Source organism: Pseudomonas serboccidentalis, assembly GCF_028830055.1.
Taxonomy (GTDB): domain Bacteria; phylum Pseudomonadota; class Gammaproteobacteria; order Pseudomonadales; family Pseudomonadaceae; genus Aquipseudomonas; species Aquipseudomonas serboccidentalis.
Genome location: NZ_CP101655.1, coordinates 5,056,520 through 5,082,228 on the forward strand (window position 1 = coordinate 5,056,520; position 25,709 = coordinate 5,082,228).

Sequence of the window (25,709 nt, forward strand, 5' to 3'; positions counted from 1 at the left end):
AGAATAAAAACCAATGATCAGCCCGAACTCCATGGATTCGAGTAGCCAATTGGCGCAGGGCTTCAAGCCTCGTCACGTAACAATGCTGTCCATCGCCGGCATTATCGGCGCCGGTTTGTTCGTAGGCTCGGGACATGCCATTGCGGCGGCAGGGCCGGCGGTGCTTCTGGCTTATCTGTTCTCGGGTTTGCTCGTGGTTCTGGTCATGCGCATGCTCGGCGAAATGGCGGTCGCCAATCCCGACACAGGCTCGTTCTCCACCTACGCCGATCAGGCCATCGGGCGCTGGGCTGGCTTTACCATCGGCTGGCTTTACTGGTGGTTCTGGGTTTTGGTGATTCCCATCGAAGCGCTGGCGGCCGGCCATGTACTGAACCAATGGTTTGTGCAGGTCGATGCCTGGCTGTTCGCATTGGGATCGATCATCGCGCTGGTGGTGACCAACCTGTTCAGCGTGTCCAAATATGGTGAATTCGAATTCTGGTTCGCCATGGCCAAGGTCGTGGCGATCATCGGGTTCATCGCCGTGGGGTTTGCCGTGTTGATGGGCTGGGTGCCCGACCGCGAAGTCAGCGGTTTGAGCGGCCTGATGGCCGAGCACGGCGGATTTGCACCCAATGGCCTGTCAGCGGTCGTCGGCGCCTTCATCACCATCATGTTCAGCTTCATCGGTACTGAAGCGGTCACCATCGCCGCCGCCGAATCCAGCAACCCGGCGCAGAACATTGCCAAGGCCACACGCTCGGTGATCTGGCGTATCGGCGTGTTTTACCTGCTTTCGATCTTCGTGGTCATCTCCGTGGTGCCCTGGAACGATCCGTTGCTGGCTTCGGTAGGCTCTTATCAGCGCGCTCTGGAAATCATGAACATTCCCCATGCCAAGTTCATGGTCGATGTCGTGGTATTGATCGCCGTGGCCAGTTGCATGAACTCCTCGATCTACATTGCCTCGCGCATGTTGTATTCGCTGGGCCGTCGCGGCGATGCACCGAAGGCACTGAAGGCGACTTCTGCAGAAGGCGTTCCACGTGCAGCCGTCATTGCCAGCACTGTGCTCGGCGCGTCGATCACCGTTTGGAGCTACTTCATGCCCGCCGGGTTGTTCGAGTTCCTGCTGGCCAGCTCCGGGGCGATTGCTTTGCTGGTGTACCTGGCGATTGCGGTATCGCAGTTGCGCATGCGTCGGATATTACGTCGACGCAATGTCGAACTGACCTTTCGCATGTGGCTGTTTCCATGGCTGACGTGGCTGGTGATCGGGTTCATCTGCGCAGCGCTGGCGGTCATGATGATCACCCCGGAGCACCGCACCGAAGTCACCACAACCATTGGCCTGGCACTGGCGATTTCCTTTATCGGCCTGATGACGTCGCGTCACCCGGTGCCGGCGGCAGGGGCAACGTCGGCGGGATAGATGTTTGCGCGTCGATGCCACCCATTCAAAGGGCACAAAGGCCGGGCAGCAAGGATTTTTTTGCCCACGGGAGCAAGTCGCGTAGGCTGGCGCTTTTGCGCAAACAATTTGCCCCCGCAAGGACGCACAGGACGGCCCCAATGAACACGACACAAGACTGGCTGGCCCGGTTGGTACGCAAGCAAGGCCAGCCTTGCACTTATGAAGATTATCGGCGCAATGAGGCGCTGGAGATACTCAGCCGCCTCGGCAACACCGGGACTTGGGCAGACGTGAGCAATGACTCGAACGGCTTCGTTCGAGAAGTTGCGGTGCGAGAACTGTGCAGGCAGCCGTCGCCCGAAGCACTGACGGTGTTGATCGAACGCCTGAACGATTGGGTACCTCAGGTTCGCGATTTGGCAGCGGCGGGCCTGAAGCACTACTTGTCGCCTGCTCATACCCACGCATGGCTGTTCGCACTTGAACCCCTGATGGCATTGGCTGCACAACGCCGTGTCGACCACGGTCAGACACTGTCGACGGTACGTGCGATGCTGCAATCGGTGGATTGCCGGGATGAAGTCTACGCCGACTTTTTGAATCGCCAGGGCAAAACCGCGCGCTACCTGTTTACGCTTTTGCTGGAAAACCCCGAGGCTCCCGAAACGCTGATACGCAGCGCTCTGGCTCATCGCGAATCGACCGTCCGGTTGATGGCGGTGTCGGCAAGTCTGACGTTGCCGAAGGCGCAAAGTCTGCCACTGCTGCTTGAAGCCATGTCACGCCCGGGTGCCAGGATCCGCGTGCGCGTGCTGTATGCGCTGCTACCGCTCCTGTCCGATCCGAAACCTGTACTGCGCGAAGCCTTATTGGATGTGTCGCCGGCAGTGCGCAATCTGGCACTTTGGGCTGCGCCTCGTAACGGTGTTGATCCGCACACCGTTCTGGCAGAGCGCTTGAACCAGCCTCTGCCCACGGCAAAACAGCACTGGCTGGGCGTGATCGGCCTGACCGCTGAGCTGGCTGCAGAGTTGCCAGAGCGCTGGCACACACCAGCATTACGCTCGGCCTGTGTCACCGTGCGCCAGGCAGCAGCGCGCCTGCTTCGCGATGATCAACTGCCGGAATTGTTCGAGGCACTCGATGATCCGTCGGATAAAGTGTTTTCGGCGGTGATTGCGCAACTGGACAAAGTATCGTGGCCTTTATTGCGTAGCGCATTGACGGCCAAACTCGATGGAGACTGGCATGAACTCACGCTGATGCGCCGCCGTGCCATTTTTCGACTGCTCCCGACATGGCAGCAACTGGGCTACTTATTGGCGCGCCTCGACACGGGGCACGCCGGACAAACCTACTGGCTCGGCCAGATCGAATCGTGGTGCGACAGACAATATCTCGTCGTTGATCCTATAACGCCCAAGACAGAGCGCGAAGCATTGCGGGAAAAACTTCGAGCGTTAACGGCAAAGGGGCTGATCCGCTCGGGAACGCGCTTGTCATGACGCGCCTCAACAAACTCCTGTTGATCCTCTTCAACTGATCCGCCGCATCGAAGCTCGAACGCACGCCTCTGGCTCAGACGCGCCGGGTTCGCGGGCCTGGAAACAGGCGACGACGCCGTTTCAGATGCGTCTATTCTTCTGCGGATCAGATCACTCCACGCACTGTTTGGGCGTGATGCGGATCGCTTGATTTACCCTGTCGCCACCTGACTCCTCTGCACTCAAGGCAGGCTCTTTGCGGCTGGTCAATTCGACAGGATAAGGTCCGGTCGGGGCCAAGACGGTGTGTATTTGGGTGATAAATACAGCATCGTTCCGGGCGTAGAAGATCCACTCCCGTTGATGTACACCGGTCACCGTACACACCCACTTCGCCAATCCGTTATCCGTCGCGGCTGATCGAATCAGGCTTTCCATTTCAGCCATTCGCGCACGATCCCGAGACTTCAGCATCGCGGTGGTCGGGGCATGTTTCCAGGTGACTCTGACTTTGAACGGCAGCGCCTGCCTTTCGCGCGCGGATATCGAATCAGCAATGCGAAAAGTCGCGGGGATGGGCGAGTCTGGAAAGTCGGATAATTGAAAGGAGTTTTCGTCGGGCTCGGCAAGTTGCAGTTGCCGGTGATCGGCGGGGTCATCGCTGAGAAGGACACGGAGTGCTTGCGCTTTGCGCTCTTCCCGATCAGCCACACAACTATCGTAGGCCGTGCTTTTGACCGGGCCGGCGTCCAGGCACGGGTCGCGCTCTACTGGCGGGGGGTTATGGGAGCACCCAGCGGTGATCACGGCTGCCAATGTCAATAACAGAGCGAATGGCCCTGCGGCCATTGGTTTCTTTGCATCGTTGGTTTGGGTGTGCTTCAAGTTACCTTCCCTGGAAAGTGTGGCGAAATGAGGACAGGATTTGATGTTTAGCGGAGTGATATTACTATGCTATCGCTCTTGTGTTCGCGATGTTAAGTTGCGGCCGACGGATCGATAAGTTGCTGAACGTTCGTCAGGACTCATCTGATCGCCACCCATCAAGGCTTCTCCATACCCTTTAAGGAAAAAGGCTCATGTCCATGAGAAAACTGACGCTGGCCATATTGCTGTCAGTAACGCTAAGCGCCTGTGGCGCCGGCAAAGACAAGGCCCGTGAGTTGATCGAGGCCAGCCCAGCCAACGATAAGTTCCAGGCTATCGTCGACATGGCAGTGCAACACTACTCGCCGCGTTTCGAAGATGTAATGGATCAGGACATTTACGATGTCGTGATGGCAAAAATCGATCTGAACGAATTGAAAAGCATGGCGGTTGACCTCTATGCCGCACATTTCAGTGATGAAGAAATGGACGTGATGATGCGCGCCAACAGGAATCCTGAAAAAGCCGAGAGCATTCTGAGCAGTTCCAGCGAAGGCCAGGCGCTGCTCGACAAGGTGCTGGAGGTTCAGGAAATCTCCGATCAACAGACACACGACAAGTTGCTGGCCTGGGACAGTGTCATTGTCGATACGCTCACTAAAATGAACGATGACGCGAGACGCCAGGGGATGTCGACTCAGTGATCATCAAGGCATGGAGCGAGCTACGCTAAATGCGACCCACCGTAGCCGTTTCGTTGAGCCTCTGCGCCACCGCAATCACCGATGCATCTCGATAGTAGCCGGCGCTTCGAAAGCCGCGTCTGCCGATCTCGTCAGGCTGTCGCGCTCGTCTCGCCAAGATGAACTTCCGTGGCTTTGCGCCCCGCCAGCCAGGCAAGCACAGACGCGGCAACCAGGACAGCAGCACTCAGCTCAAATGTGGCTTTATAACCGCTCAGGTCAAATGCCAGCCCCCCAACGATGGCCCCTGCCGCGATCGCCAGTTGGACAATGGCCACGAGCAAGCCGCCACCCGCCTCCGCATCATCGGGAAGCGTTTGCGCCAGCCAGGTCCACCAGCCGACCGGCGCGGCGGTGGCAACCAGCCCCCAGAGTCCGAGCAACACGGCGGTCAGCACGGGTGATTTGCCGAAGCTGACCAACGCCAGCGCGATGGCCGCCATGATCAACGGGATGACAGTCAACGTGCGGTAGAGGCCGCGGCCCATAAACCGTTCGATCAAAAAGGTGCCGATAAAACCGGCCAGGCCCAGCCCCAGCAGCATGAACGACAAGGTTGAGACACTGACGCCAGTCACGCCTTCGAGAAATGGCCGCAGGTAGGTGAACAGCATGAACTGGCCCATGAAAAAGACGCTGACGGCGACCATGCCCAAGGCCACTGGCAACTGCTTCATCAGCCGCAGAACGTTGCCGCTACCGGCCTGGCGCTCGGCCTTGAAAGACGGAAGGCTTATCAGCAGCCACACGGCCGCCAGCGCTGCGACAGGAACCACACAGAAGAATGCACCGCGCCAGCCAATCAGCGAGCCAAGGAAGCTGCCCGCCGGCGCGGCGATAACCGTCGCCAGAGCGTTACCGCCATTGACGATGGCCAGCGCACGGGAAACCTGCTCGGGCTGCACCAGACGCATGGCGGTCGCCGCCGAGAGTGACCAGAAACCGCCAATCGCGATCCCGATCAAGGCACGCCCGAACATGAATGAAGGGTAGCCCGGGGCGAACGCGACGATCGTACCGGAGACGATCATCAGCAAGGTCAGGCCCAGCAGCAACGTCTTGCGTTCGATGCGAGCGGCGACCGAGGCAATCAGCAGGCTGGTGATCAAGGCGAAGGCACCGGACACGGAGATCCCCTGCCCGGCCTGGCCTTCGGTGATGTGCAGGTCTGCCGCAATCGGCGTCAGCAGGCTGACGGGCATGAACTCTGAAGCGACCAGGGCGAATGCGGCCAACGACATGGCCAGCACGGCGCTCCAGCCGCGTTTTTCTGTAGAAAGAGAAGTCATTGGAACTACCTGTGGGGCAGAGGCGTGTTGGCTTTGCTTGGGGACAAAAGAGGAACGCGTCCGGACGATTGCCCGGACGCGTGATTTTTCACGGTGCCAAGGTCGCGTTGTCGATCACGAAACGGTATTTGACGTCACCCTTGAGCATGCGCTCGTACGCCTCATTGATCTGCTCGGCGCGTATCAGCTCGATGTCCGAAACGATGCCGTGCTCGGCGCAGAAATCGAGCATCTCCTGGGTCTCGGGGATGCCGCCGATCATCGATCCAGCCAGGGTGCGCCGCTTCATGATCAGGTTGAACACGTTGGGCGATGGATGCGGCGAGGCCGGCGCGCCCACCAGGGTCATCACGCCGTCGCGCTTGAGCAGAACCAGCAGTGCGTCCAGGTCATGCGGGGCGGCGACGGTGTTGATGATCAGGTCGAAGCTTTTCAGGTGCGCGGCCATTTGCTGCGCATCGCTTGAGACGACCACTTCATCGGCACCCAGGCTTTTCGCGGCTTCACGCTTGGATTCAGAGGTGGTGAACGCCACCACCTGCGCGCCCAGCGCATGGGCCAGTTTGATGCCCATGTGACCCAGGCCACCGATGCCCACCACGCCGACTTTCTTGCCGGGGCCGGCGTTCCAGTGGCGCAGCGGCGACCAGGTGGTGATGCCCGCGCACAGCAGCGGCGCCACGGCAGCCAGTTGTGCCTCGGGGTGGCGAATGCGCAAAGCGTAGCGCTGATGCACGACGATCGCCTGCGAGTAACCACCGAGGGTCCAGCCGGGTGCGTCCGGGGTCGGAAAGTTGTAGGTGCCGATCATGCCGTCGCAGTAGTTCTCGAGGCCCTCGGCACACTCTTGGCAATGCTTGCAGCTGTCGACGATGCAGCCCACTCCGACCAGATCGCCCGGGGCGAACCCGGTGACTTTCTGGCCGACAGCGGTGACCCGACCGACGATCTCGTGACCGGGCACACAAGGGTATTGCGTCCCTTCCCATTCGGCGCGTACCTGGTGCAGGTCCGAGTGGCAGATACCGCAATAGGCAATCTCGATCTGCACATCTTCCGGGCCGGGATCACGGCGAGTGATACGCAGGGGTTCAAGCGGTTTGTCGCCCGCATGGGCACCATAAGCGAAGACTTGCATAGGGGCTCTCTCCTTTAAGGGCTTTCCTGTAAGGACTTTCCTGTAACAGTTGGACACATTCTCCCGGTCGATCGACCTCTGCCCTAGCGCATTCCTCTTGAATGCTTGCCTGATCCTCTGAGGATGCAGGGTGATGGATAGGAAACACCTCGGTAGCAGACTAGAGTTCGATCAACAGGAGTGACCTGACATGATCGATACCCCCCTGCGCCATGAATCACCTTTGGCGTTGAACATAGACCCGCGCGTGAGCGCACCGGGTGACTTCGCCACCGCCATACCCGGGTTGGCGCTGTTTCGTCGCGACCAGCCGGCGCCGCCCGTGGTGTGCATGATCGAGCCGAGCCTGATTCTGGTGGGTCGTGGCGAAAAGCGTCTGTGGGTCGGTGGTGAGGGTTACAGCTATGACCCTTCACGGTTTCTGGTCACGTCGCTGGACCTGCCCGCCAACTCCGAAGTGATGCTTGCCAGCCCCGACCAGCCCTGTGTCGGGCTGGTGCTGAAACTGGATGTCGGCATGCTCGCCGAGATCCTCAGCAAGGGGGGCTTGCCTGCGAAACGGCAGCCGTCCATGAGCACAGGCGCGGGCATCGGCAACATGTCGTCCGCCCTGGAAGAAGCGCTCGATCGCCTGCTGGCGTTGCTCGATGAGCCTGAAGCGATCCCGGTGCTGGCGCCGCTGATCCTGCGGGAAATCCACTATCGGCTGCTCAATACCGATCAAGGGCCACGGCTGCGACAGATCACTGCCGTCGATGGTCAGGGGTATCGCATCGCCAAAGCCATCGACTGGCTCAAGGTCAATTACACCGAGGCGTTGCGTATCGATGAGCTGGCGGCGCGGGTGCAGATGAGCGCGCCGACCTTTCACCATCACTTCCGCCAACTCACCGGCATGAGCCCCCTGCAATACCAGAAGTGGCTGCGGCTCAACGAGGCCCGCCGGCTGATGCTGACCGAGCACCTGGACGTTTCGCGGGCGGCGTTTGCGGTCGGGTATGAAAGCCCTTCGCAGTTCAGCCGCGAATATGGCCGCCTGTTCGGCACCGCGCCCAGCCGTGACCTTGCGCTGCTGCGCGGGCAGCCACTCGAGGCAGAAGCGCTCGGCAACGCGGCCAGTTGAGCGAAAGACACGCTTTACCGTGATGCGCCTCGCCGCGTGTCACTGCTGATAACAATACACGTCAACCGATGATCAAGCGGGTGAACCATGGAACTACGAATCAACCAGAAGACCTATCAGGTCGATGCCGACGCCGATACGCCCTTGCTGTGGGTGATCCGCGATGACTTGGGCATGACCGGGACCAAGTACGGCTGTGGCCTGGCGCAATGCGGCGCCTGCTCGGTGTTGGTGGACGGCAACGTCGTGCGCTCGTGCGTCACGCCGGTGGCCGGTGTGGTCGGCCGCGAGGTCACCACGATTGAGGCCATCGAGGCCGATGACGTGGGCAAACGGGTCGTCTCGACCTGGGTCGATCTGCAAGTCGCGCAGTGCGGCTACTGCCAGTCCGGGCAGGTGATGGCGGCCACCGCGTTGCTCAAACAGAACCCCAAGCCGAGTGACGCGCAGATCGAGGCGGCGATGGTCAACCTGTGCCGCTGCGGCACGTACAACGCCATTCATGCTGCTGTGCATGAGCTTGCCAGCAAGGGAGACGCCTGATGAACGTTCGTATCGACCCTTCTCTGCAAGCATCGGCACTGGCTCTGCATGATCCGGTCAACTTGTCGCGCAGACGATTCCTGACCGGCACCGCCGTCGGCGCCCTGGTGCTCGGCTTCGGCCTGCCGCTGGGGGTGACACGCGTGCAAGCTGCAGTAGCGACGGCCACTGCCGAGCGCGGCACGCAGGTGCCCGCGTTTCTGGAAATCCGCCCGGACAACCGCGTACGCCTGCTCTGCCCGTTCATGGAGGGCGGCCAAGGTACGTTCACCGCGATGGCGCAAATCGTCGGTGAGGAGCTGGATGCCGATCCGGCGACCTTCCTGGTCGAAGCCGCCCCGCCCGGCGAAGCCTATGTGGTCATGGACAACGGCATGCGCATCACCGGCGGCAGCATGTCGGTGCGCATGAGCTACCCGGTCATGCGCCGCCTCGGCGCCCTCGCACGCGCCATGCTGCTGCAGGCCGGCGCGCAGAAGCTTGGGGTACCGGTGAGCGAGCTGACCACTGAGCCTGGCAAAGTGGTGCATGCCAAGTCGGGACGTTCGTTGGCCTACGGTGAACTGGCCGAGCAGGCGATGGATCTGCCGGTGCCCGATCCTACTTCTGTGAAGCTGCGTGATCCGAGTCAGTTCCGCTGGATCGGCAAACCGGTCAAGCGCGTCGATGCCTACGACAAGTCCACGGGCAAGGCGCTGTACAGCATCGACCTGAAGGTCGACGACATGCTGCACGCCGCCGTTCAACATGCCCCGCGTCTGGGCATGACGGTGGGCAACCTGCGCAACGAAGACCAGGTCAAGGCGATGAAAGGCGTGCATTCCGTGCATCGCCTGCCGGGCGCCGTGGCGGTGGTTGCCGAACGCTGGTGGCACGCCAAACGTGCGGTGGAAGCAATTCAGGTCGACTGGCAGGAACCCACCGCAGACAGCCAAGTGCGGCCGATGCCCGCCGACTTTTCCAGCGATGCCTGGCTCAAGCGACTCGCTGACGATAAAGGGCCAGCCCGGGATGATGAAAATGAAGGGGACGTGGCGTCGGCTCTGACCGGGGCCAAGACCCGGATCGACGCCACTTACCACAACCAATACCTGAACCACGGGCAACTGGAACCGCCTTCTGCGCTGGCCCGATTCAACCCGGACGGTTCGCTGGAGGTCTGGCTGCCGAATCAGGCGCCGGACATGTTCCGTGCGGACATCGCCAAACGCACGGGGCTGGATCCGTCGCGCATCACCTTGCATTCACCACTGCTGGGTGGATTCTTCGGTCGGCATTTTCTCTACGACTCGGCCAGTCCCTATCCTCAGGCGATCGCCCTGTCCAAGGCGGTGGGCCGCCCGGTCAAACTGATCTGGAGTCGCGAGGAAGAGTTCCTGCGTGACGTGCTCCGTCCGGTTGCCGCGGTGAATTTCCGCGCGGCGCTGGACAACGATGGCTGGCCGCTGGCAATCGAAGCGATCAGTGCCACCGAAGGCCCGACCGAGGCCCTCGCCGGCAAGCAGGGTGAGAAGCTCGACCCCACGGCGCTTGAAGGGTTGTCGGGCAAGTCCTACGCGATCCCCAACAAGCGGATCGCGCAGATCTACGTCAAAGGTCCGGCGATGCTGGGTTACTGGCGTTCGGTGGGCAACTCCCTCAACGACTTCTTCTATGAATCGTTCCTTGACGAACTGGCGGACAAGGGCGGCAAAGACCCGTTCGAACTGCGCCTGCACCTGCTGCGTGACAACCCGCGGCTGACCACGCTGCTGCACGCGGTGGGCGAGCTGTCGGGCGGCTGGAAGCGCGGGCCGTTTACCGCCGAGGACGGGACTAAACGTGCGCGAGGCGTGGCGATGGCTTCGCCGTTCGGCACGCAGACGGCGGTGATCGCCGAGGTGTCTATCGAGAACGGCCAGGTCAAGGTGCACGACATCTGGCAGGCGATTGACCCGGGCAGCATCGTCAATCCGGCGATTGTCGAAGCGCAGGTCAATGGCGCGGTGGCGCTGGGGCTGTCGCAGACGCTGGTGGAGGAATCCGTCTGGGTGGATGGCAAACCTCGGGCGCGCAACTACGACTTGTATCCGATCCTGCCGCCTGCGCGGATGGCCCGGGTGCACGTGCGTGTTGTCGAGAGCGGAGAAAAAATGGGTGGCATCGGCGAACCGCCATTGCCCGCCGTCGCGCCTGCCGTCGCCAATGCGGTGGCGACGCTGACCGGTCAGCGGGTGCGCAGCCTGCCCATGAGCCGACACACTTTCACCTGATCAGCGACGGAGCGTCCATGAATAACAGCCGATTCGCAAGAACCGCAGGCTGGCTGGCAGTGCCGTGCCTGGTCGCGGCAGGCCTGCTGGCCTGGTATGTCACCCGCGAGCCTGTCTCGCGCCTGGAAAACCATCAGATCGCCGTGGCCGACATCGACCCGGCGCTGGTCACCCGTGGCGAATACGTCGCTCGGCTCAGCGATTGCGTGGCCTGTCACAGCGTGCCGGGCGGCGCGCCGTTCGCCGGCGGCCTGGAAATGGCCACACCGCTGGGCGCGATCCATGCGACCAATATCACCCCGGACACGGAAACCGGCATCGGCCACTACAGCCTGGCGGATTTCGACCGTGCCGTGCGTCACGGCGTGGCCCCCGACAGTCGCCGTCTGTATCCGGCGATGCCCTACCCGTCCTACGCCAAGCTCAGTGACGACGATGTGCGTGCGCTGTATGCGTTCTTCATGAAAGGCGTGGCGCCGGTCAAACAGGCGAACATCCCGAGTGCCATTCCCTGGCCGTTGAACCTGCGCTGGCCGATTGCAATGTGGAACGGCATGTTTACCGACACCGAGCCCTACGTGGCCAAACCGTCGCAGGATGAACTGTGGAACCGCGGCGCGTATCTCGTTCAAGGCGCCGGGCACTGCGGCAGTTGCCATACGCCCCGTGGCCTGGCGTTCAACGAGAAGGCACTGGATGAATCCGGCACGCCATACCTCGCCGGCGCCTTGCTCGATGGCTGGTACGCGCCAAGCCTGCGCGATGATCACAACACCGGCCTGGGCCGCTGGAGCGAAGCGCAAATCGTGCAGTTCCTCAAGACCGGGCGCAACCAACACGCGGTGGTTTACGGCTCGATGACCGAGGCGTTCAACAACTCCACGCAGTTCATGAGCGACGCTGATTTGACCGCGATCGCCCACTACCTGAAATCGCTGCCCGGCGACCGCGCGCGCGATGGCGCGCCCTGGCAGTATCAAAACGCATCGGCAGCGGAACGTCCGGACACGCCCGGTGCTCATACCTACGTGACGCGCTGCGCCTCGTGCCATGGCCTGGACGGCAAGGGCCAGCCCGAATGGATGCCGCCACTGGCCGGTGCGACTTCTGCACTGGCCGGGGAAAGCGCCTCGGCGATCAACATCACCCTCAACGGTTCGCAGCGGGTCGTGGCGGCCGGAGTGCCCGACGCTTATCGCATGCCGGCCTTCCGTGAGCAGTTGTCGGATCAGCAGATCGCCGAAGTGCTGAGCTTCATGCGCAGCGCCTGGGGCAATCAGGGCAGTGCTGTGGATGCGCAGACGGTGGGCAAGCTGCGTGAACGCACCGATCCGGCCAGCAGCAGCCCGATCATCCTGCAGATGCGCTAGAGGAGAAACGGATGGAAAGTATCGACTTGCTGGTCCTGCGCACGGCGCGGGACTGGCTGGCCGCCGGCGAGCGCGTGCTGCTCGCCACGGTGGCGCGTACCTGGGGTTCTTCGCCGCGCCCGACAGGGTCGATGATGGCCCTGCGGGACGACGGTCGCGTGGTGGGCAGCGTGTCCGGCGGCTGCATCGAGGATGACCTGATCCATCGCTACACCACGGCCCATGGCGGCAGCGGTTTCAGCGACAGCGCACCGCAAGTGGTGCGTTATGGCGTCAGCGCCGATGAGGCGCATCGCTTCGGCTTGCCCTGCGGCGGCACGCTTGAACTGATCCTTGAGTTCAACCCCGCGTGGCCGTCACTCGACGAGCTGCTGGCGCAACTGGACGCCGGGCAACTGGTTCGCCGTCAGCTCACGTTGGCGACCGCTCAGGTCACGCTCGAACCCACCGCGACGCCGGAACAATTCAGCTTTGATGGCGCGCAGATGCTCAACACCCTGGGGCCGGGCTATCGGATGCTGATGATCGGTGCCGGCGCGCTGGCCGAGTATCTGGCGACCATGGCGTTGTTCAACGGCTTCAAGGTCGCGGTGTGCGACCCGCGTCCCGAGTACATCGAGACCTGGGCGGTAGACGGCGTGGAGCGCATCGTCGGCATGCCGGATGACGTGGTCCGCGATTTCGCGGTGGATCTGCGCACCTGCATTGTCGCCCTGAGCCATGACCCCAAACTCGACGATCTGGCCTTGCTCGAAGCGCTCCACGGCCCGGCGTTCTATATCGGTGCCATCGGCTCGCGGCGTAACAGCCAGCTGCGCCGCGAACGCCTGATCGAGCATTTTGGTGAGACCCAGGCGTCACTTGAGCGCCTGCACGGGCCAATCGGCCTCTACATCGGCAGCAAGACACCTGCGGAAATCGCGGTCAGCGTGATGGCCGAGATTCTTGCGGCGAAGAATGGCGCCCGCCTGCCGAAAGCGTTTTCCATCGCCAGGGCCAAAGCGCTCGCAGAATGAGCCGCGCGGCTACTGCGCGTCGACGTCATCGGCCGGCAATGAAGCCAGCATCTGCGCGCGGCACACCTCAAGAATCTCGTCCGCCAGCGCGGAATCATCCGGGCAGGCGCGCGACAGGATAATCGCGCCGACCGCCCGTGCCAGCAGGTCGATCATCTTCCTTCGCCCCTCACCCGCTTCGGCATCCGGCCCCGTCGGGTATTTGTCTCCCAGGGTTTGCAGGGTGTGCTCAATGCCCTCGGCAAACGTCGCCTTCACTTCGTCCGACTGACGCGCTGCGTCGCCGCCCAACGCGGCCAGGGTGCATCCGCAGCCACGACCGTCCCGATGTTCCCTCGTCAGATAGACGTTGAGGAAACCTGGCACATCCAGCGCTTGGGCGGCGTCCAGCGACTTGGCAAGACTGCAGGCCGAGGCTTCGGCCATGAGATCGGCCTTCGACCCGAAGTGTTTGTAGAAGCCTCCGTGGGTGAAGCCGGCGGCCGCCATGAGATCCGCCACACCGACGCCGTCAAAACCACGTTCACGGAACATCTCAGAGGCCGTCTCAACGATGTGTTCTCGATTGGCCTGCGCCTGGGCCTTGGTCACTCTCACGTGCAATACCTCGTGTTTACCGGGAAATCCTGCGTTCGATGATACATAGATGTTGTCCATAATCAAAACCATTGACAGTTTAGATTTCGATCATCATCCTAATTGCACGCATCACCGATTTCCATCAACGGGCACGGAAGATTCATCAGATGACCCAGCAGACTTTGTTCACCTCTTACTCGCTCGGCAGCCTCACACTGTCGAACCGCGTCGTTCTCGCACCGCTGACACGCAACCGCGCAGGCCAGGGCTTTGTCCCCAGCGAATTCGCGGCCACCTACTACAGCCAACGCGCCAGCGCCGGCTTGCTGATCAGCGAAGCCACCCAGATTTCCCGACAGGGCCAGGGTTACCAGGACACCCCGGGGATCTACACGCAGGCGCAGATTGACGGCTGGCGTGCAGTGACCGATGCCGTGCATGCCAAGGGCGGAAAAATCTTCCTGCAACTGTGGCATGTCGGCCGCGTGTCACATGTTGATCTACAAGAAAACGGCGCCGCCCCCGTGGCCCCTTCTGCGCTGCGTGCCGCCACCAAAGTGTTCGTCAACAATCGCTTTGAAGACGTCTCCGAGCCGCGCGCACTGGACATCAGCGAACTGCCGGGGATCGTCGCCGATTTCCGCCAGGCTGCGGCCAACGCGGTCGCTGCCGGGTTCGATGGCGTGGAGATTCATGGCGCGAACGGCTATTTGCTGGATCAGTTCCTCAAGGACAGCGCCAATCTGCGTACCGATGCTTACGGCGGCTCGATTGAAAATCGTGCGCGTCTGTTGCTCGAAGTGACGGCGGCCGTGATCAATGAAATCGGCGCGGATCGCACCGGTGTGCGCCTGTCTCCGGTGTCGCCGGCCAATGGCGTATCCAGCAGTGATCCGCAGGCGCAATTCGATTACGTCGTCGAGCAACTCGACGCCCTCGGCGTGGTTTACCTGCACATGGTCGAAGGTGCGACCGGTGGCCCGCGTGACGTGGCGCCCTTCGATTTCGGCGCCCTGCGCCAGCGCTTCAAAAACACCTACATCGCCAACAACGGCTATGACCTGGACCTGGCGACTGCAAGGCTCGCTGACGACCAGGCCGACCTGATCGCCTTCGGTCGCCCGTTCATTGGCAACCCGGATCTGGTGGAGCGCCTCAAGCGTGGCGCGCCGCTGTCCGCGTTCAATCCCGCCACCCTCTATGGCGGCGGTGCAGCAGGCTACATCGACTACCCGACATTGGCTGAATCGAGCGCCAGCGCAAGCTGAACGCTTTCTATTTCTCACACCCTGAAAAAGAGATACCCCATGAGCACTCGCCCTACTGTTCTTGTCACTGGCGCCTCCACCGGCATTGGCGCGGTCTACGCCGAGCGCTTCGCGCAACGCGGTCACGATCTGGTCCTGGTCGCCCGCGATCAGGCTCGCCTGGACGCACTGGCCGCGCGCTTGCGCAGCGAACACGGCGTCGCCGTCGATGTCATTGCGGCGGACCTGACCCAACCCGGCGATCTGACAAGCGTCGAATCCCGCCTGCGCGACGACGCCCGTATCGGCATCCTCGTCAATAACGCCGGCGCCGCGCTGTCCGGCAACTTCATCGATCAAAGTACCGACAGCGTTGCGCAACTGGTTGCCCTCAACACCACGGCGCTGGTGCGGCTCGCCAGCGCCATCGCCCCGCGCCTGGCCAAAGCCGGCGACGGTGCGATCATCAACATCGGTTCGGTGGTGGGCCTGGCGCCGGAGTTCGGCATGACGGTCTACGGTGCGACCAAGGCCTTTGTGCTGTTCCTTTCCCAGGGCCTGAGCCTGGAGCTCTCGCCTCAGGGCGTCTACGTGCAGGCCGTGTTGCCGGCCACCACCCGCACGGAAATCTGGGATCGCTCCGGCGTCGACATCAACACCCTGAGCGAAATCATGGAAGTGGGCGATCTGGTAGACGCTGCACTGGTCGGTTTCGATCGTCGCGAACCGGTGACCATTCCGCCGCTGCACGAAGCTGAACGCTGGGATGGCCTGCAGACTGCACGTCAGGGCCTGCTGCAGCAGATCCGCCAGTCGGCGGTTGCCGAGCGCTACCAGAGCCAACCGTGATCTTTCAGTAGCGAGCATTCGCGACGGATTCGATGCAGGAAGATACGGCATCGAATCCGGCCGCTGTCCGGAGTAGACATGAATTCAATGCAGACAAATCCCCCCTCGGCTTCGTCGAGGTCGTTCATCAACGCGGCGAACCAGTCGATCACGGTCAACGGTGTTCGCTTTGCCTATCGCGACAGCGGCCCCGCAACCGGCGTGCCCCTTGTGCTGTTCAACCATTGGGGCGCCGTACTGGACAACTTCGACCCCGTAATCATCGATCATCTGGCGCAAACCCGGCGCGTCATCATCACCGACTATCGCGGCATCGGCGGCTCGGGTGGCACCGCTCCACTGACCGTCGGTGAAATGGCTGACGATGCCATCCGGTTGATCCAGGCGCTGGGGCTGGTAACCGTTGATGTGCTCGGTTTCTCCCTCGGCGGCTTCGTCGCTCAGGACATCGCCCTGAAAGCACCTGATCGGGTGCGGCGTTTGATTCTCACCGGCACCGGGCCGGCCGGCGGCAGCGGTATCGACAAGGTCGGCCCGGTGTCGTGGCCATTGATTCTCAAAGGCTTGCTGACCCTGCGCGATCCCAAGTTCTACCTGTTCTTTACTTCGACGCTCAACGGTCGTCGAGCCGCTTCGCAGTATCTGCAACGCCTGAAAGCACGCAAAAACAATCGCGACAAAGGCCCGACACCCCGCGCGTTCCTGCGGCAGTTGAAAGCCATCACCGCGTGGGGCCAGCAGGCGCCGCAAGACCTCGGGCGTTTGCGCGCGCCGACGCTGATCGTCAACGGCGACACCGACATCATGGTGCCCAGCGTCAATTCGTTTGAGCTGGCCAAGCGTATCCCCAACGCAGAGCTTGTGATTTATGAGGACGCCGGGCACGGCGGCATTTTCCAGCATCACACTGATTTTGTGGCCAAGGCCCAGGCGTTTCTCGATGCCTGACCACGCACCGGCTACCCTCCTTACAACCGACAAGAGCCGCACCCCGATGAAAGCCTTTCTGATTGATCGCTATGGCAAGCACCCCGGACGCATCGGCGAAGCACCCGCCCCCGTCGTGGGTGCCCACGACGTCTTGATCGAGGTCCATGCCAGCAGCGTCAACGTGCTGGACTCGAAGATCAGCAAAGGCGAATTCAAGTTGATCCTGCCCTACTCGTTTCCGCTGGTCATGGGTAACGACCTGGCAGGCGTGGTGATTGCGGTGGGCTCGCAGGTGACACGCTTCAAAGCGGGAGACGCGGTGTACGCCCGCCCGCCAGAAACGCGGATCGGTACGTTCGCTGAGTTGATCGCCGTGAACGAAAACGCGATCGCCCTGAAACCGGCCAATACCAGCATGGCGCAAGCCGCTTCCCTGCCCTTGGTGGCATTGACGGCCTGGCAAGTGCTGGTCGACACCGCCCGACTGCAAAAGGGCCAGAAAGTGCTGATTCATGCCGGCTCCGGTGGCGTCGGCACCGTTGCCATTCAGCTCGCCAAACACCTTGGCGCCTTCGTCGCGACCACCACCAGTACCGCGAATGTCGAATGGGTCAAGGCGTTGGGGGCCGATCAGGTGATCGACTACACCCGGCAGAACTTCGAAAGTGTCTTGCACGGCTACGACGTGGTGTTGAACAGCCTCGGCGCCGATGTCCTGGCAAAATCACTCAAGGTGCTCAAGCCCGGTGGCCAGCTGATTTCCATCTCTGGGCCGCCCACCGCGCAATTCGCCCAGGAGCAGGGTTTGTCCTGGCCGTTGCAGCAAGTCATGCGCTTGCTGAGCCTCGGTATACGGCGCAAGGCACGCAAGCAGGACGTCAGTTACAGGTTTGTGTTCATGCGCGCCAACGGCGCCCAACTGCAACAAATCAGCGCACTCGTCGAGGCCGGCATCATCAAACCGGTGATTGATCGCGCCTTCACTTTTGAGGCAACGGCAGAGGCGCTGAAGTACGTCGAACAGGGACGGGCCAAGGGCAAGGTGGTTGTCACGATCAAATGACTACGCCGGGTTTCGGTGAACCCAGCGTGCAGTGCAAACGCATCCAGGCGCGCCGAAAACGCAGCTCACCCATGCCCCTTCACAAACTGGTTACGCCCCAGCGCCTTGGCGGTGTACAGCGCCTGGTCTGCCACCTCGATCAGCCCTTGCAGATGATCCAGTTGCGACCCCGTGGCCGTCGCGATCCCGATGCTCACACTCAGTCGCCCGAACGGACTGGCGTGGTGCGGGATGTTCTCTTGCTGCAGGCGGTCGAGGATGAGCTGCGCCACCACCGCAGCGCCGTCCCCGTCGGTGTCCGGCATGATCACGCCCATCTCCTCGCCACCATAACGCGCCACCAGATCCGACGGGCGTCGCACGCAGGCCTCGAGGATTTTGCCCACAGCTTGCAGACAGGCATCGCCGGCGACATGCCCGAACGAGTCGTTGTACAGCTTGAAGTAGTCGATATCGATCATCAGCAACGCCAGCGTCGTGCGGTCACGTTTTGCCCGCCGGGCTTCCATCGCGAGGCTCTCGTCAAAGCAGCGCCGATTGGCCAGCCCCGTCAGGGCGTCTTTCATCGCCAGTAACTCAAGCTGGCGATTGGATGACAGCAACTGCTGCTGCGTCCCGCGCAACTGATCCTCTGCCTTGGTGCGCCGACGGATATCCAGGATCAGGAACCAGCCGATCAGGCCGGTCAGCCCCAGCAGCCCGGTCACCACCACCGCCGACAGCCATGCCTCCATGCGCCACGCCGCGAGCGCTTCGTGCTTGCCAAGGGCGACGGTGGTGATCAATGGCAGCCGATCGCTCTTGCGGAAGGCGTAGAGCCGCTCGACGCCATCCAGGCTGGAGGTATACGACGCCGTGCCGACTGAACGATCGACGAGGTACTTGGCATAGATCGGCGATTTGGAAAAGTTGCGCCCCATGTCCTGCTCGCGGAACGGATAGCGCACCAGCAACGTACCATCGGTATAGGACAAGCCGATGGCGCCCTCCTGCCCGACGTCGATCTGGCCAAACAGGCGCAGGAAGTTTTCGACCCCCAGGGTAACCGCCACCACGCCGGCAAACTCGCCACCGGGACCATTGAAACGGCGGCTGACGGTGATCACCCATTCCTGATTGGAGCGGCTCTGAATCGGTGGACCGATAAAGGTCTCGCGGGAGGGATCGTCGCGATGATGGATGAAATAGACCCGGTCACGGCTGTTCGCCCCGGCGGGAATCGGCTGGTTGGAAGACATCAGCCAGCGCCCCTGATTATCGTAGATGGTGATGCCACTGAGCTGTGGCATCAACGGCTCCTGACGGTTGATCAGAGCACTCAGCCGCTCGATCTGCGCCGGACCACTGCCTTCGGTTTCCAGACGTTCGACGAGGCCGAGCAACAGCAACGAACTTTGCCGGACGATGCCTTCGGAGTACGTCGCAAGCGCCTGAGTCAGGTTCAAGCCATGGACGTTGACTTCCTCCAGTGCCCGTTCACGAGAGGCCAATACTTTCCAGACCGTCAGTGACGCCAGGGAACAGCCGATCACCAACAACAAAAGTACTACCAGATGGGTGTCACGCTTCACATTACTACCTTTGGGAAAGTCCGGTTTTCCGTTCCAGCGACTAATGGGTCGACTCAATGGCTGCAGCCGCCTGTCCTTGTCGTGAGCAAGGATACAAGCAGCGGTGAATCGCTGCAGCAACAGATTATGTGGCGGACTAAAGTACATTTCTGCTGCGCGGCGCCTCGTCCAGACGAGACGCGTCAGAGACTTCAAGAGAGAGGATTCGCACCGGGCGAAACGACAACAAGCATGCCAGCCCAAACTATCGCCAGGCTTTCAGGATTTGATTTGCCCGGGAATACCGAGGCAACGGGCGCGGGCTGTACCCGCGAAGGGCAAAGAGGCCTGCCGGAGCAGGCCTCGATTTCAGGCGTCTGGATCTAAGCCGGGCTGACTGTTTTGATCTGCCCATTATCGTCAGGACGAATCTTGAACCAGATCGAGTACATCGCTGGCAGGAACACCAGCGTCATGATGGTTCCGACGAACGTGCCGCCGATAAGGGTATAGGCCAGCGTCCCCCAGAACACCGAGTGTGTCAGGGGAATAAAGGCAAGGATCGCCGCCATCGCCGTTAACAGCACCGGTCGGGCACGTTGCACCGTGGCTTCGACAACCGCGTGAAACGGGTCCAGCCCTTCTTGCGTGTTGTGATGAATCTGCCCGATCAGAATCAGCGTATTGCGCATCAGGATCCCCGACAGTGCAATCAAACCGACCAGCGCATTGATGCCAAACGGCTGATTGAAGATGAGCAGCGTCGGCACCACACCAATCAAGCCTAACGGCGAGGTGAGGAACACCATGATCATCGCCGAGATCGAACGAACCTGCACAATGATGATGATCAGGGTCATGGCGATCATGATCGGCAGCAGTGGCAGAATCGCCTTGCCCGCCTTGCCGGACTCCTCGATGGCGCCCGCCTGCTCAATCCGGTAACCGGAAGGCAGTTGCTCGATGATCGGCTGCAACTGCTTGAGGATCACACTCGACACATCCGGTGGCTGCAAGCCTTCGGCAATGTCGCCACGCACCGTGATGGTCGGGGTGCGATCACGCCGGCGCAGGATCGGATCCTCCATGCGCACATCGACCTCGCCTATCTGCGACAGCGGGATACGCTGGCCCGACGCGCCGACTAACGTGAAGCCTCTGATCTGCTCGGGGTCGAGCCGGATATCGCCCGCTGCCCGCCCCACGACCTGCACTGAACGAATATCCTCACGCACCACCGTGATCGGTACTCCACTCAGCAGGAACTGCAATTGCTGTGCAACCGCATTCGATGTCAGCCCCACCGCCTGCAAGCGATCCTGATCCAGGCTGAAATGCAACGCCGGGGTCAGCGGGCCCCAGTCAGTGTTCACGGTTCTCATCATGGGGCTATCCTGCATCACGCTCCTCACCTGCTCGGCGATCACGCGCAATTTCGCCGGATCAGGCCCCATCACCCGGTAGGCCACTGGAAATGGCGAGTAAGGACCGAACACGATTTGCGAGGCCCTGAGGCGAGCTTCCGGGGCGAGCCCTTCGGCAACGGCTTGACGAAAACGGACCTTGAGGGTTTCCCGTGCTTCCTGACTGTCGGTCAGCACCACGATCTTGGCGAACGACGGATCGGGCAGTTCCGGCGCCATCGCCAGGAAGAAACGTGGTGCACCCTGGCCGATATAGGCCGTGACGATTTTTGCCTCTTCCTGCTGGTGCAGCCAGGCCTCAACCTTGGCAGCCGTGGCACTGGTCTGCTCGATGGAAGTGCCGTAGGGCATTTGCACCTCGATCATCACCTCGGGCCGGTCAGACGTCGGGAAGAACTGCTTCTTCACCAGGCCCATGCCTGGAACCGCCACCAGGAACAGCATGACAACCGTGCCTGCGACCAGCCATTTGCGGGCGATGACCCCTGTCAGAATCCGGCGGAAACGGTTGTAGCGCGGCGTGTCGTAGATTGCCGCATGCCCACCTTCGACCGTCTTGATGTCTGGCAACAATTTCACGCCCAGATACGGCGTGAAAGCCACCGCGACGACCCAGGAAGCGATCAGGGCAATACCCACGATCCAGAACATGTTGCTGGTGTATTCGCCGGCAGTGGACTGAGCGAAACCGTTCGGCAGAAAACCGATCGCCGTCACCAGGGTACCGGACAGCATCGGCGCCGCCGTATGACTCCAGGCATAGGCCGAAGCCTTGATGCGATCGTAGCCCTCCTCCATTTTCACCACCATCATTTCAATGGCAATGATGGCGTCATCGACCAACAGCCCGAGCGCCAGGATCAATGACCCGAGGGTGATACGGTCGAAATTCTTGCCGGTGGCCGCCATCACCACAAACACGATCGCCAGGGTCAACGGCACGGCCGCAGCAACCACGACGCCGACACGCCAGCCCATACTCAGAAAGCAGACCAGCATGACCACCAGCAGCGCGACAAAGAACTTGACCATGAACTCGCCGACGGCCGAGTCGATATTCACCGCCTGGTCAGTGACCTTGGAGAGGCTCATGCCCAAGGGCATTTCCTCATTGATCCTGACGGTCTCTGCATCCAGCGCCTTGCCAAGATCAAGACCATTCCAGCCCTCGCGCATCACAACGCCCAGCAACAGCGCATCTTCGCCGTTATTGCGCACCCGAAAGGTGGCTGGGTCTTCGTAACCGCGCTCAACCGTCGCCACATCCGAGAGCTTGAGTGTCCGCCCCTGCACGATCACAGGGGTGTCGCGAATTTTCTGCAGCGTGTCGAACGCGCCATCGAGACGCAGAAAAACCTGTGGCCCACTGGTGTCGATGGATCCAGCCGGGGTCAGTACGTTCTGACTGTTCAGCGCAGCGAAGATATCCTGCGGTGACAAGCCCAAGGTCGCCAACCGGTCATGCGAGAACGAAACAAATATCCGCTCGGCTTGCTCGCCAATGATGTTGACCTTCTTCACCCCCGGCACATGCAGCAGGCGCTGTCGCATGGACTCCGCATCGCGTACCAGCAGGCGCTGCGGCTCGCCTTTGGCTTTGAGGGCGAACAGCGCAAAGGTCACGTCCGAATATTCATCGTTGACCATCGGCCCGATGACGCCCGCCGGCAACTTGATGGCTTCGTCGTCGAGCTTTTTACGCGCCTGATAAAACTCCTCCTGCACTTGCGAAGGGGGCGTGCTATCGAGCAACGAGACCATGGTGAAAGCCAGCCCTGGCCGCGTATAGGTTTCCGAGCGGTCGTACCACTTGAGTTCTTGCAGGCGCTTTTCCAGTGGCTCCGCGACCTGATCCTGCATCTCCTGCGCAGTCGCTCCCGGCCACGCGGTAATGACGGTCAACTGCTTGACCGTAAACGGAGGATCTTCGGCACGCCCCAACTGGAAGAACGACAAGATGCCGGCAACGGCGATCAGAAAAATCAGAAAGACCGTGATCGCTCGCTCGCGAACGGCGATGGCGGAAATGTTGAATCGTCCCTCGTTCATGGACGACTCCCGGCAACCGTCGTTTCACTCTGCGCAGGCATTCTCACGGTCTCCCCTTCGCGCAACAGATGAGCGCCCAGCGCGACAATCTGCTCGCCGACGTTGAGATCGCCGACCACTCGCGCCGAATCGTCGCTCAACCCCAACACCTGAACCCGTCGCCAGGTCACTGTTGGCGGTGTGCCGGCGATGACCCACACGCCAGGACCTTTACCCGGGTCGTAAACCGCAGCGATGGGCACTCGCAACGACACCACGGGTGCGGAGCCCTCGGCGATACTGAGGGTGACGGTCGAACCGATCGGTGCATTGGCCAATGCGCCCTCCAGTACATACCGCGCCTCAAACGTGCGCGTCGTACGGTCTGCCGAGTCCGACAGCAACCGCAGTTTTGCTGTCACGGCACCCGAGACGTCGCCATAGAGCGTGGCTTGCGCGGTGGATCCTGCTGCGGGACGCACGGTCTCGGGCAGGTGCACGATGGCCTCGCGCTGCCCTGCCCGCGCCAGACGAACCACCGGTTGGCCCGGGCTGACGACCTGCCCTGGCTCGGCGAGTGTTTCCACCACAACACCGTCAGCATCGGCGACCAACACCGCATAACCCGAGGCATTGCGGGCGACGTCCGCTTGCGCTTCAGCGGCGCTGAGCTGCGCCTTGGCCGTGTCTGCGGCCGCTTTGATCTGATCGTAGGCCGATGCCGAAATAGCGCCGGCGGCAACCAGATCGCGATAGCGGGCCTCGTCGTCGGCTGTCTGCCTGGCACGGGCTCGAGCGGCGATGACTGACTCCTGCTGTGCTCGCGCTTGCAGCCCGAGGTCGATGGGGTCGAGACGCATCAGCGGCTGACCACGCTTGACGGTCTGCCCCGTATCAACCAACCGTTCGAGCACCTTGCCCGATACGCGAAACCCCAGGTCACCCTGGACGCGCGCAGCCACCACGCCGGTGAAAGACCGAGCACCGTCAGACGAAGCCTGAACAGCAGTGGTCCTGACCAAAGGCGCCTGCGTACGCGGGTCTGCAACGGAGGAGGAATCACCGCACGCCGCCAGGGCGAGAGGCAACAGGCATGCGGCAATGGGAAAAGGTCGGAGCCGGCGCATAGGTTCCCTTACTGAAATAGGATGAGCATCATATTCTCAGCCTAGTGACCAGCATCGTCAATAGTCACAAGCAGTGAAGTGTTTTGCGCCTTAGGAAAATCGCTCAATATTTCCAGCATCCATTAAGGATCATTCCAATCAGCGCGAACAGGGTTAATTGACACAAAGTGACCATTGCGTAATATGGTCACAAACATCCCACTAAGGAACTCCAATGCCTCCCCTCCGCCCAATTGCTCTTTTGGTTACCGCCGGCTTGATGGCAGGTTGTGCGGTGGGTCCGGATTACCAGCGTCCAGACGCCCCGCTTTCGGACCATTACCTGGGGCAGCGAGCTGTCGAACCGCACTCCGAATCGACGCCGAGCAGCCTTGTCGCCTGGTGGGAAAACTTTAATGATCCGGTGCTGACCACCCTCATCACCCAGGCACTGCAGCAGAATCTGGACCTGGCGCAGGCATCGGCGCGAGTCACCCAGGCACGGGCCGGACTGGGTGCGGCAAACGCAGCACTGCTGCCCTCGGCAGACATCGGCGCACAGGCCGCACGCTCTTATCAGTCAGTCGAGACGCCACTGGGCCAAGTGTTGAATTCAACCCCTGGCTATGACCGTTACGGAAATGCCTACGAGGTCAACCTTGAGGCTGGCTGGGAGATCGATGTATTTGGAGGACTGCGCCGAGGGCGTGAGGCTGCACTGGCTGAATACCAGGCCTCAGCCGCAGGTTTCACGGCGACACGCCTGGCGATCGCTGCGCAAACGGCTGATATCTACATCACCCTGCGCGGATTACAGGCACGGCTGGATATTGCCAACCAGCAAGTCAACACCCGGCGCGCGTTGCTGGAGAAGGTCCAGTTGCTTTACAGCAAAGGCCTGGCCGCGACCTACCAGGTTCGTCAGGCTGAGGGAGAACTGTCGCAGGTCCAGGCGAGCGTTCCGGTACTGCAGAGCGGTCTGGAGGCAGCCATGAACGCAATGGATGTGCTGCTCGGCACGCCTCCCGGCACGCACCGTACGCAACTGGCACGAGAGGGAAGCATTCCTGTTGCGCCGCCGTTAAATGCGCTGGGAACACCGGCCGAACTGTTGCGACGCAGACCGGATCTGATCGTGGCCGAGCGCCGTCTTGCAGCCTCCAACGCGCGCATCGGTGAAGCGATTGCCGAGTACTACCCGAAGTTTTCCCTCAGCGCATTGCTGGGCAGCGCGACGGCTGTATCCGGCGGTAATCTTTTTACCAACGGCGCGAGCCAATCGAGCGGTGTTCTGGGCCTGCGCTGGAGGCTTTTCGACTTTGGACGCATCAACGCCCAGATCGATCAGGCCAAAGGTCAGGAAGCTGAGGCGTTGGCCGCGTACCGTCAGTCGGTGCTGCGCGCAACAGAAGATGTAGAGAACGCGCTGTCCTCACTGGTGAATCGGCAAGCCCAGACCACCACCCTCACCGGCGGCGAGGCGGCGCTGACACAAGCCCGCCAGTCCTCGTTCACCGCCTATGAAAAAGGCACGGCCAGCCTGATCGATGTCCTGCACGCCGACGAGACGTTGCTGCAGACCTCCGATGCCAGAGCGCAGGCGCGAACGGAATCGGCCCGCGCGGCGGTGGCGGTATTCAAATCGCTGGGGGGTGGCTGGCAACCCGAAGAGTCGCGGTCTGTAGCGGCGCGCTGAACAGCAACGCCAGACA

At 61.6% G+C, this 25,709-nt stretch carries 20 protein-coding genes; 13 read left to right on the top strand and 7 right to left on the bottom strand.

Annotated features, from left to right (window positions below; genetic code table 11):
- The first annotated feature begins 13 nt into the window (after positions 1-13).
- The gene (gene gabP / locus NN484_RS23110) at positions 14-1,414 is read left to right on the top strand and encodes a GABA permease (RefSeq protein WP_215500312.1); all 1,401 of its coding nucleotides are present in this window, start codon (positions 14-16) and stop codon (positions 1,412-1,414) included.
- A gap of 140 nt (positions 1,415-1,554) precedes the next feature.
- Positions 1,555-2,901, top strand: a complete 1,347-nt coding sequence (locus NN484_RS23115; RefSeq protein WP_274657995.1) for a HEAT repeat domain-containing protein — start codon at positions 1,555-1,557, stop codon at positions 2,899-2,901.
- A 150-nt stretch (positions 2,902-3,051) separates the two neighbouring features.
- Here the strand turns inward: NN484_RS23115 and NN484_RS23120 are convergent, their stop codons facing one another.
- Complete coding sequence (locus NN484_RS23120) at positions 3,052-3,765, bottom strand: DUF695 domain-containing protein (protein WP_274657996.1); 714 nt, start codon at positions 3,763-3,765, stop codon at positions 3,052-3,054.
- Between the two features lie 194 nt (positions 3,766-3,959).
- Between NN484_RS23120 and NN484_RS23125 the strand changes: the two genes are divergently transcribed.
- On the top strand, positions 3,960-4,451 hold the full coding sequence (locus NN484_RS23125; protein ID WP_127646849.1) for a DUF2059 domain-containing protein: 492 nt from the start codon (positions 3,960-3,962) through the stop codon (positions 4,449-4,451).
- A gap of 131 nt (positions 4,452-4,582) precedes the next feature.
- Here the strand turns inward: NN484_RS23125 and NN484_RS23130 are convergent, their stop codons facing one another.
- Positions 4,583-5,779 carry an MFS transporter gene (locus tag NN484_RS23130; RefSeq protein WP_274657997.1) on the bottom strand — a complete coding sequence of 399 codons (1,197 nt, stop codon included), beginning with the start codon at positions 5,777-5,779 and terminating at the stop codon, positions 4,583-4,585.
- An 88-nt stretch (positions 5,780-5,867) separates the two neighbouring features.
- Complete coding sequence (locus tag NN484_RS23135; RefSeq protein ID WP_215500314.1) at positions 5,868-6,917, bottom strand: NAD(P)-dependent alcohol dehydrogenase; 1,050 nt, start codon at positions 6,915-6,917, stop codon at positions 5,868-5,870.
- A gap of 190 nt (positions 6,918-7,107) precedes the next feature.
- On the opposite strand from NN484_RS23135, the gene NN484_RS23140 reads away from it, so the two are divergent.
- From NN484_RS23140 to NN484_RS23160, 5 genes are all read left to right on the top strand, one after another.
- A complete protein-coding gene (locus NN484_RS23140; RefSeq protein WP_274657998.1) occupies positions 7,108-8,040 on the top strand; it encodes an AraC family transcriptional regulator in 933 nt (310 codons plus the stop codon).
- A gap of 87 nt (positions 8,041-8,127) precedes the next feature.
- On the top strand, positions 8,128-8,583 hold the full coding sequence (locus NN484_RS23145) for a (2Fe-2S)-binding protein (RefSeq protein ID WP_274657999.1): 456 nt from the start codon (positions 8,128-8,130) through the stop codon (positions 8,581-8,583).
- Positions 8,583-10,835 (top strand): xanthine dehydrogenase family protein molybdopterin-binding subunit, encoded by a 2,253-nt coding sequence (locus NN484_RS23150; protein ID WP_274658000.1) that lies wholly within the window; start codon positions 8,583-8,585, stop codon positions 10,833-10,835. The genes NN484_RS23145 and NN484_RS23150 overlap by 1 nt, the downstream gene beginning before the upstream one ends.
- A gap of 17 nt (positions 10,836-10,852) precedes the next feature.
- Positions 10,853-12,205 (top strand): c-type cytochrome, encoded by a 1,353-nt coding sequence (locus NN484_RS23155; protein WP_274658001.1) that lies wholly within the window; start codon positions 10,853-10,855, stop codon positions 12,203-12,205.
- 11 nt (positions 12,206-12,216) lie between these two features.
- Positions 12,217-13,221, top strand: coding sequence for an XdhC family protein (locus NN484_RS23160; RefSeq protein WP_274658002.1), 1,005 nt, complete (start codon positions 12,217-12,219; stop codon positions 13,219-13,221).
- Positions 13,222-13,230: 9 nt separating this feature from the next.
- On the opposite strand, the gene NN484_RS23165 is transcribed toward NN484_RS23160, so the two are convergent.
- A complete protein-coding gene (locus tag NN484_RS23165; RefSeq protein WP_274659330.1) occupies positions 13,231-13,818 on the bottom strand; it encodes a TetR/AcrR family transcriptional regulator in 588 nt (195 codons plus the stop codon).
- 149 nt (positions 13,819-13,967) lie between these two features.
- Between NN484_RS23165 and NN484_RS23170 the strand changes: the two genes are divergently transcribed.
- The 4 genes from NN484_RS23170 to NN484_RS23185 all read left to right on the top strand — a co-directional run bounded on the left by NN484_RS23170 (position 13,968) and on the right by NN484_RS23185 (position 17,889).
- A complete protein-coding gene (locus NN484_RS23170) occupies positions 13,968-15,068 on the top strand; it encodes an alkene reductase (protein ID WP_215500320.1) in 1,101 nt (366 codons plus the stop codon).
- Positions 15,069-15,107: 39 nt separating this feature from the next.
- Complete coding sequence (locus NN484_RS23175; RefSeq protein WP_215500321.1) at positions 15,108-15,896, top strand: SDR family NAD(P)-dependent oxidoreductase; 789 nt, start codon at positions 15,108-15,110, stop codon at positions 15,894-15,896.
- Between the two features lie 78 nt (positions 15,897-15,974).
- Positions 15,975-16,844 (top strand): alpha/beta fold hydrolase, encoded by an 870-nt coding sequence (locus NN484_RS23180; protein ID WP_215500322.1) that lies wholly within the window; start codon positions 15,975-15,977, stop codon positions 16,842-16,844.
- A 46-nt stretch (positions 16,845-16,890) separates the two neighbouring features.
- Complete coding sequence (locus tag NN484_RS23185; RefSeq protein WP_274658003.1) at positions 16,891-17,889, top strand: NADP-dependent oxidoreductase; 999 nt, start codon at positions 16,891-16,893, stop codon at positions 17,887-17,889.
- Positions 17,890-17,954: 65 nt separating this feature from the next.
- Here NN484_RS23185 and NN484_RS23190 read toward each other — a convergent pair whose 3' ends face one another.
- From NN484_RS23190 to NN484_RS23200, 3 genes are all read right to left on the bottom strand, one after another.
- Positions 17,955-19,460, bottom strand: coding sequence for a sensor domain-containing diguanylate cyclase (locus NN484_RS23190; protein ID WP_274658004.1), 1,506 nt, complete (start codon positions 19,458-19,460; stop codon positions 17,955-17,957).
- Between the two features lie 362 nt (positions 19,461-19,822).
- Positions 19,823-22,912 (bottom strand): efflux RND transporter permease subunit, encoded by a 3,090-nt coding sequence (locus tag NN484_RS23195; protein WP_274658005.1) that lies wholly within the window; start codon positions 22,910-22,912, stop codon positions 19,823-19,825.
- Entirely contained in the window at positions 22,909-24,018 is a 1,110-nt protein-coding gene (locus tag NN484_RS23200) for an efflux RND transporter periplasmic adaptor subunit (protein ID WP_274658006.1), read from the bottom strand. The genes NN484_RS23195 and NN484_RS23200 overlap by 4 nt, the downstream gene beginning before the upstream one ends.
- Positions 24,019-24,232: 214 nt before the next feature.
- Here NN484_RS23200 and NN484_RS23205 point away from each other — a divergent pair, with 214 nt between their 5' ends.
- Positions 24,233-25,693, top strand: a complete 1,461-nt coding sequence (locus NN484_RS23205) for an efflux transporter outer membrane subunit (RefSeq protein ID WP_274658007.1) — start codon at positions 24,233-24,235, stop codon at positions 25,691-25,693.
- Positions 25,694-25,709: the final 16 nt, after the last annotated feature.

Bases quoted from the DNA above. Each gene is read 5' to 3' on its own strand.
- NN484_RS23155 (WP_274658001.1), top strand. From the start codon at position 10,853: ATGAATAACAGCCGATTCGCAAGAACCGCAGGCTGGCTGGCAGTGCCG.
- NN484_RS23145 (WP_274657999.1), top strand. From the start codon at position 8,128: ATGGAACTACGAATCAACCAGAAGACCTATCAGGTCGATGCCGACGCC.
- NN484_RS23185 (WP_274658003.1), top strand. From the start codon at position 16,891: ATGAAAGCCTTTCTGATTGATCGCTATGGCAAGCACCCCGGACGCATC.
- gabP (WP_215500312.1), top strand. From the start codon at position 14: ATGATCAGCCCGAACTCCATGGATTCGAGTAGCCAATTGGCGCAGGGC.
- NN484_RS23135 (WP_215500314.1), bottom strand. From the start codon at position 6,917: ATGCAAGTCTTCGCTTATGGTGCCCATGCGGGCGACAAACCGCTTGAA.
- NN484_RS23175 (WP_215500321.1), top strand. From the start codon at position 15,108: ATGAGCACTCGCCCTACTGTTCTTGTCACTGGCGCCTCCACCGGCATT.
- NN484_RS23115 (WP_274657995.1), top strand. From the start codon at position 1,555: ATGAACACGACACAAGACTGGCTGGCCCGGTTGGTACGCAAGCAAGGC.
- NN484_RS23170 (WP_215500320.1), top strand. From the start codon at position 13,968: ATGACCCAGCAGACTTTGTTCACCTCTTACTCGCTCGGCAGCCTCACA.
- NN484_RS23200 (WP_274658006.1), bottom strand. From the start codon at position 24,018: ATGCGCCGGCTCCGACCTTTTCCCATTGCCGCATGCCTGTTGCCTCTC.
- NN484_RS23205 (WP_274658007.1), top strand. From the start codon at position 24,233: ATGCCTCCCCTCCGCCCAATTGCTCTTTTGGTTACCGCCGGCTTGATG.
- NN484_RS23140 (WP_274657998.1), top strand. From the start codon at position 7,108: ATGATCGATACCCCCCTGCGCCATGAATCACCTTTGGCGTTGAACATA.
- NN484_RS23195 (WP_274658005.1), bottom strand. From the start codon at position 22,912: ATGAACGAGGGACGATTCAACATTTCCGCCATCGCCGTTCGCGAGCGA.
- NN484_RS23150 (WP_274658000.1), top strand. From the start codon at position 8,583: ATGAACGTTCGTATCGACCCTTCTCTGCAAGCATCGGCACTGGCTCTG.
- NN484_RS23125 (WP_127646849.1), top strand. From the start codon at position 3,960: ATGTCCATGAGAAAACTGACGCTGGCCATATTGCTGTCAGTAACGCTA.
- NN484_RS23180 (WP_215500322.1), top strand. From the start codon at position 15,975: ATGAATTCAATGCAGACAAATCCCCCCTCGGCTTCGTCGAGGTCGTTC.
- NN484_RS23160 (WP_274658002.1), top strand. From the start codon at position 12,217: ATGGAAAGTATCGACTTGCTGGTCCTGCGCACGGCGCGGGACTGGCTG.
- NN484_RS23130 (WP_274657997.1), bottom strand. From the start codon at position 5,779: ATGACTTCTCTTTCTACAGAAAAACGCGGCTGGAGCGCCGTGCTGGCC.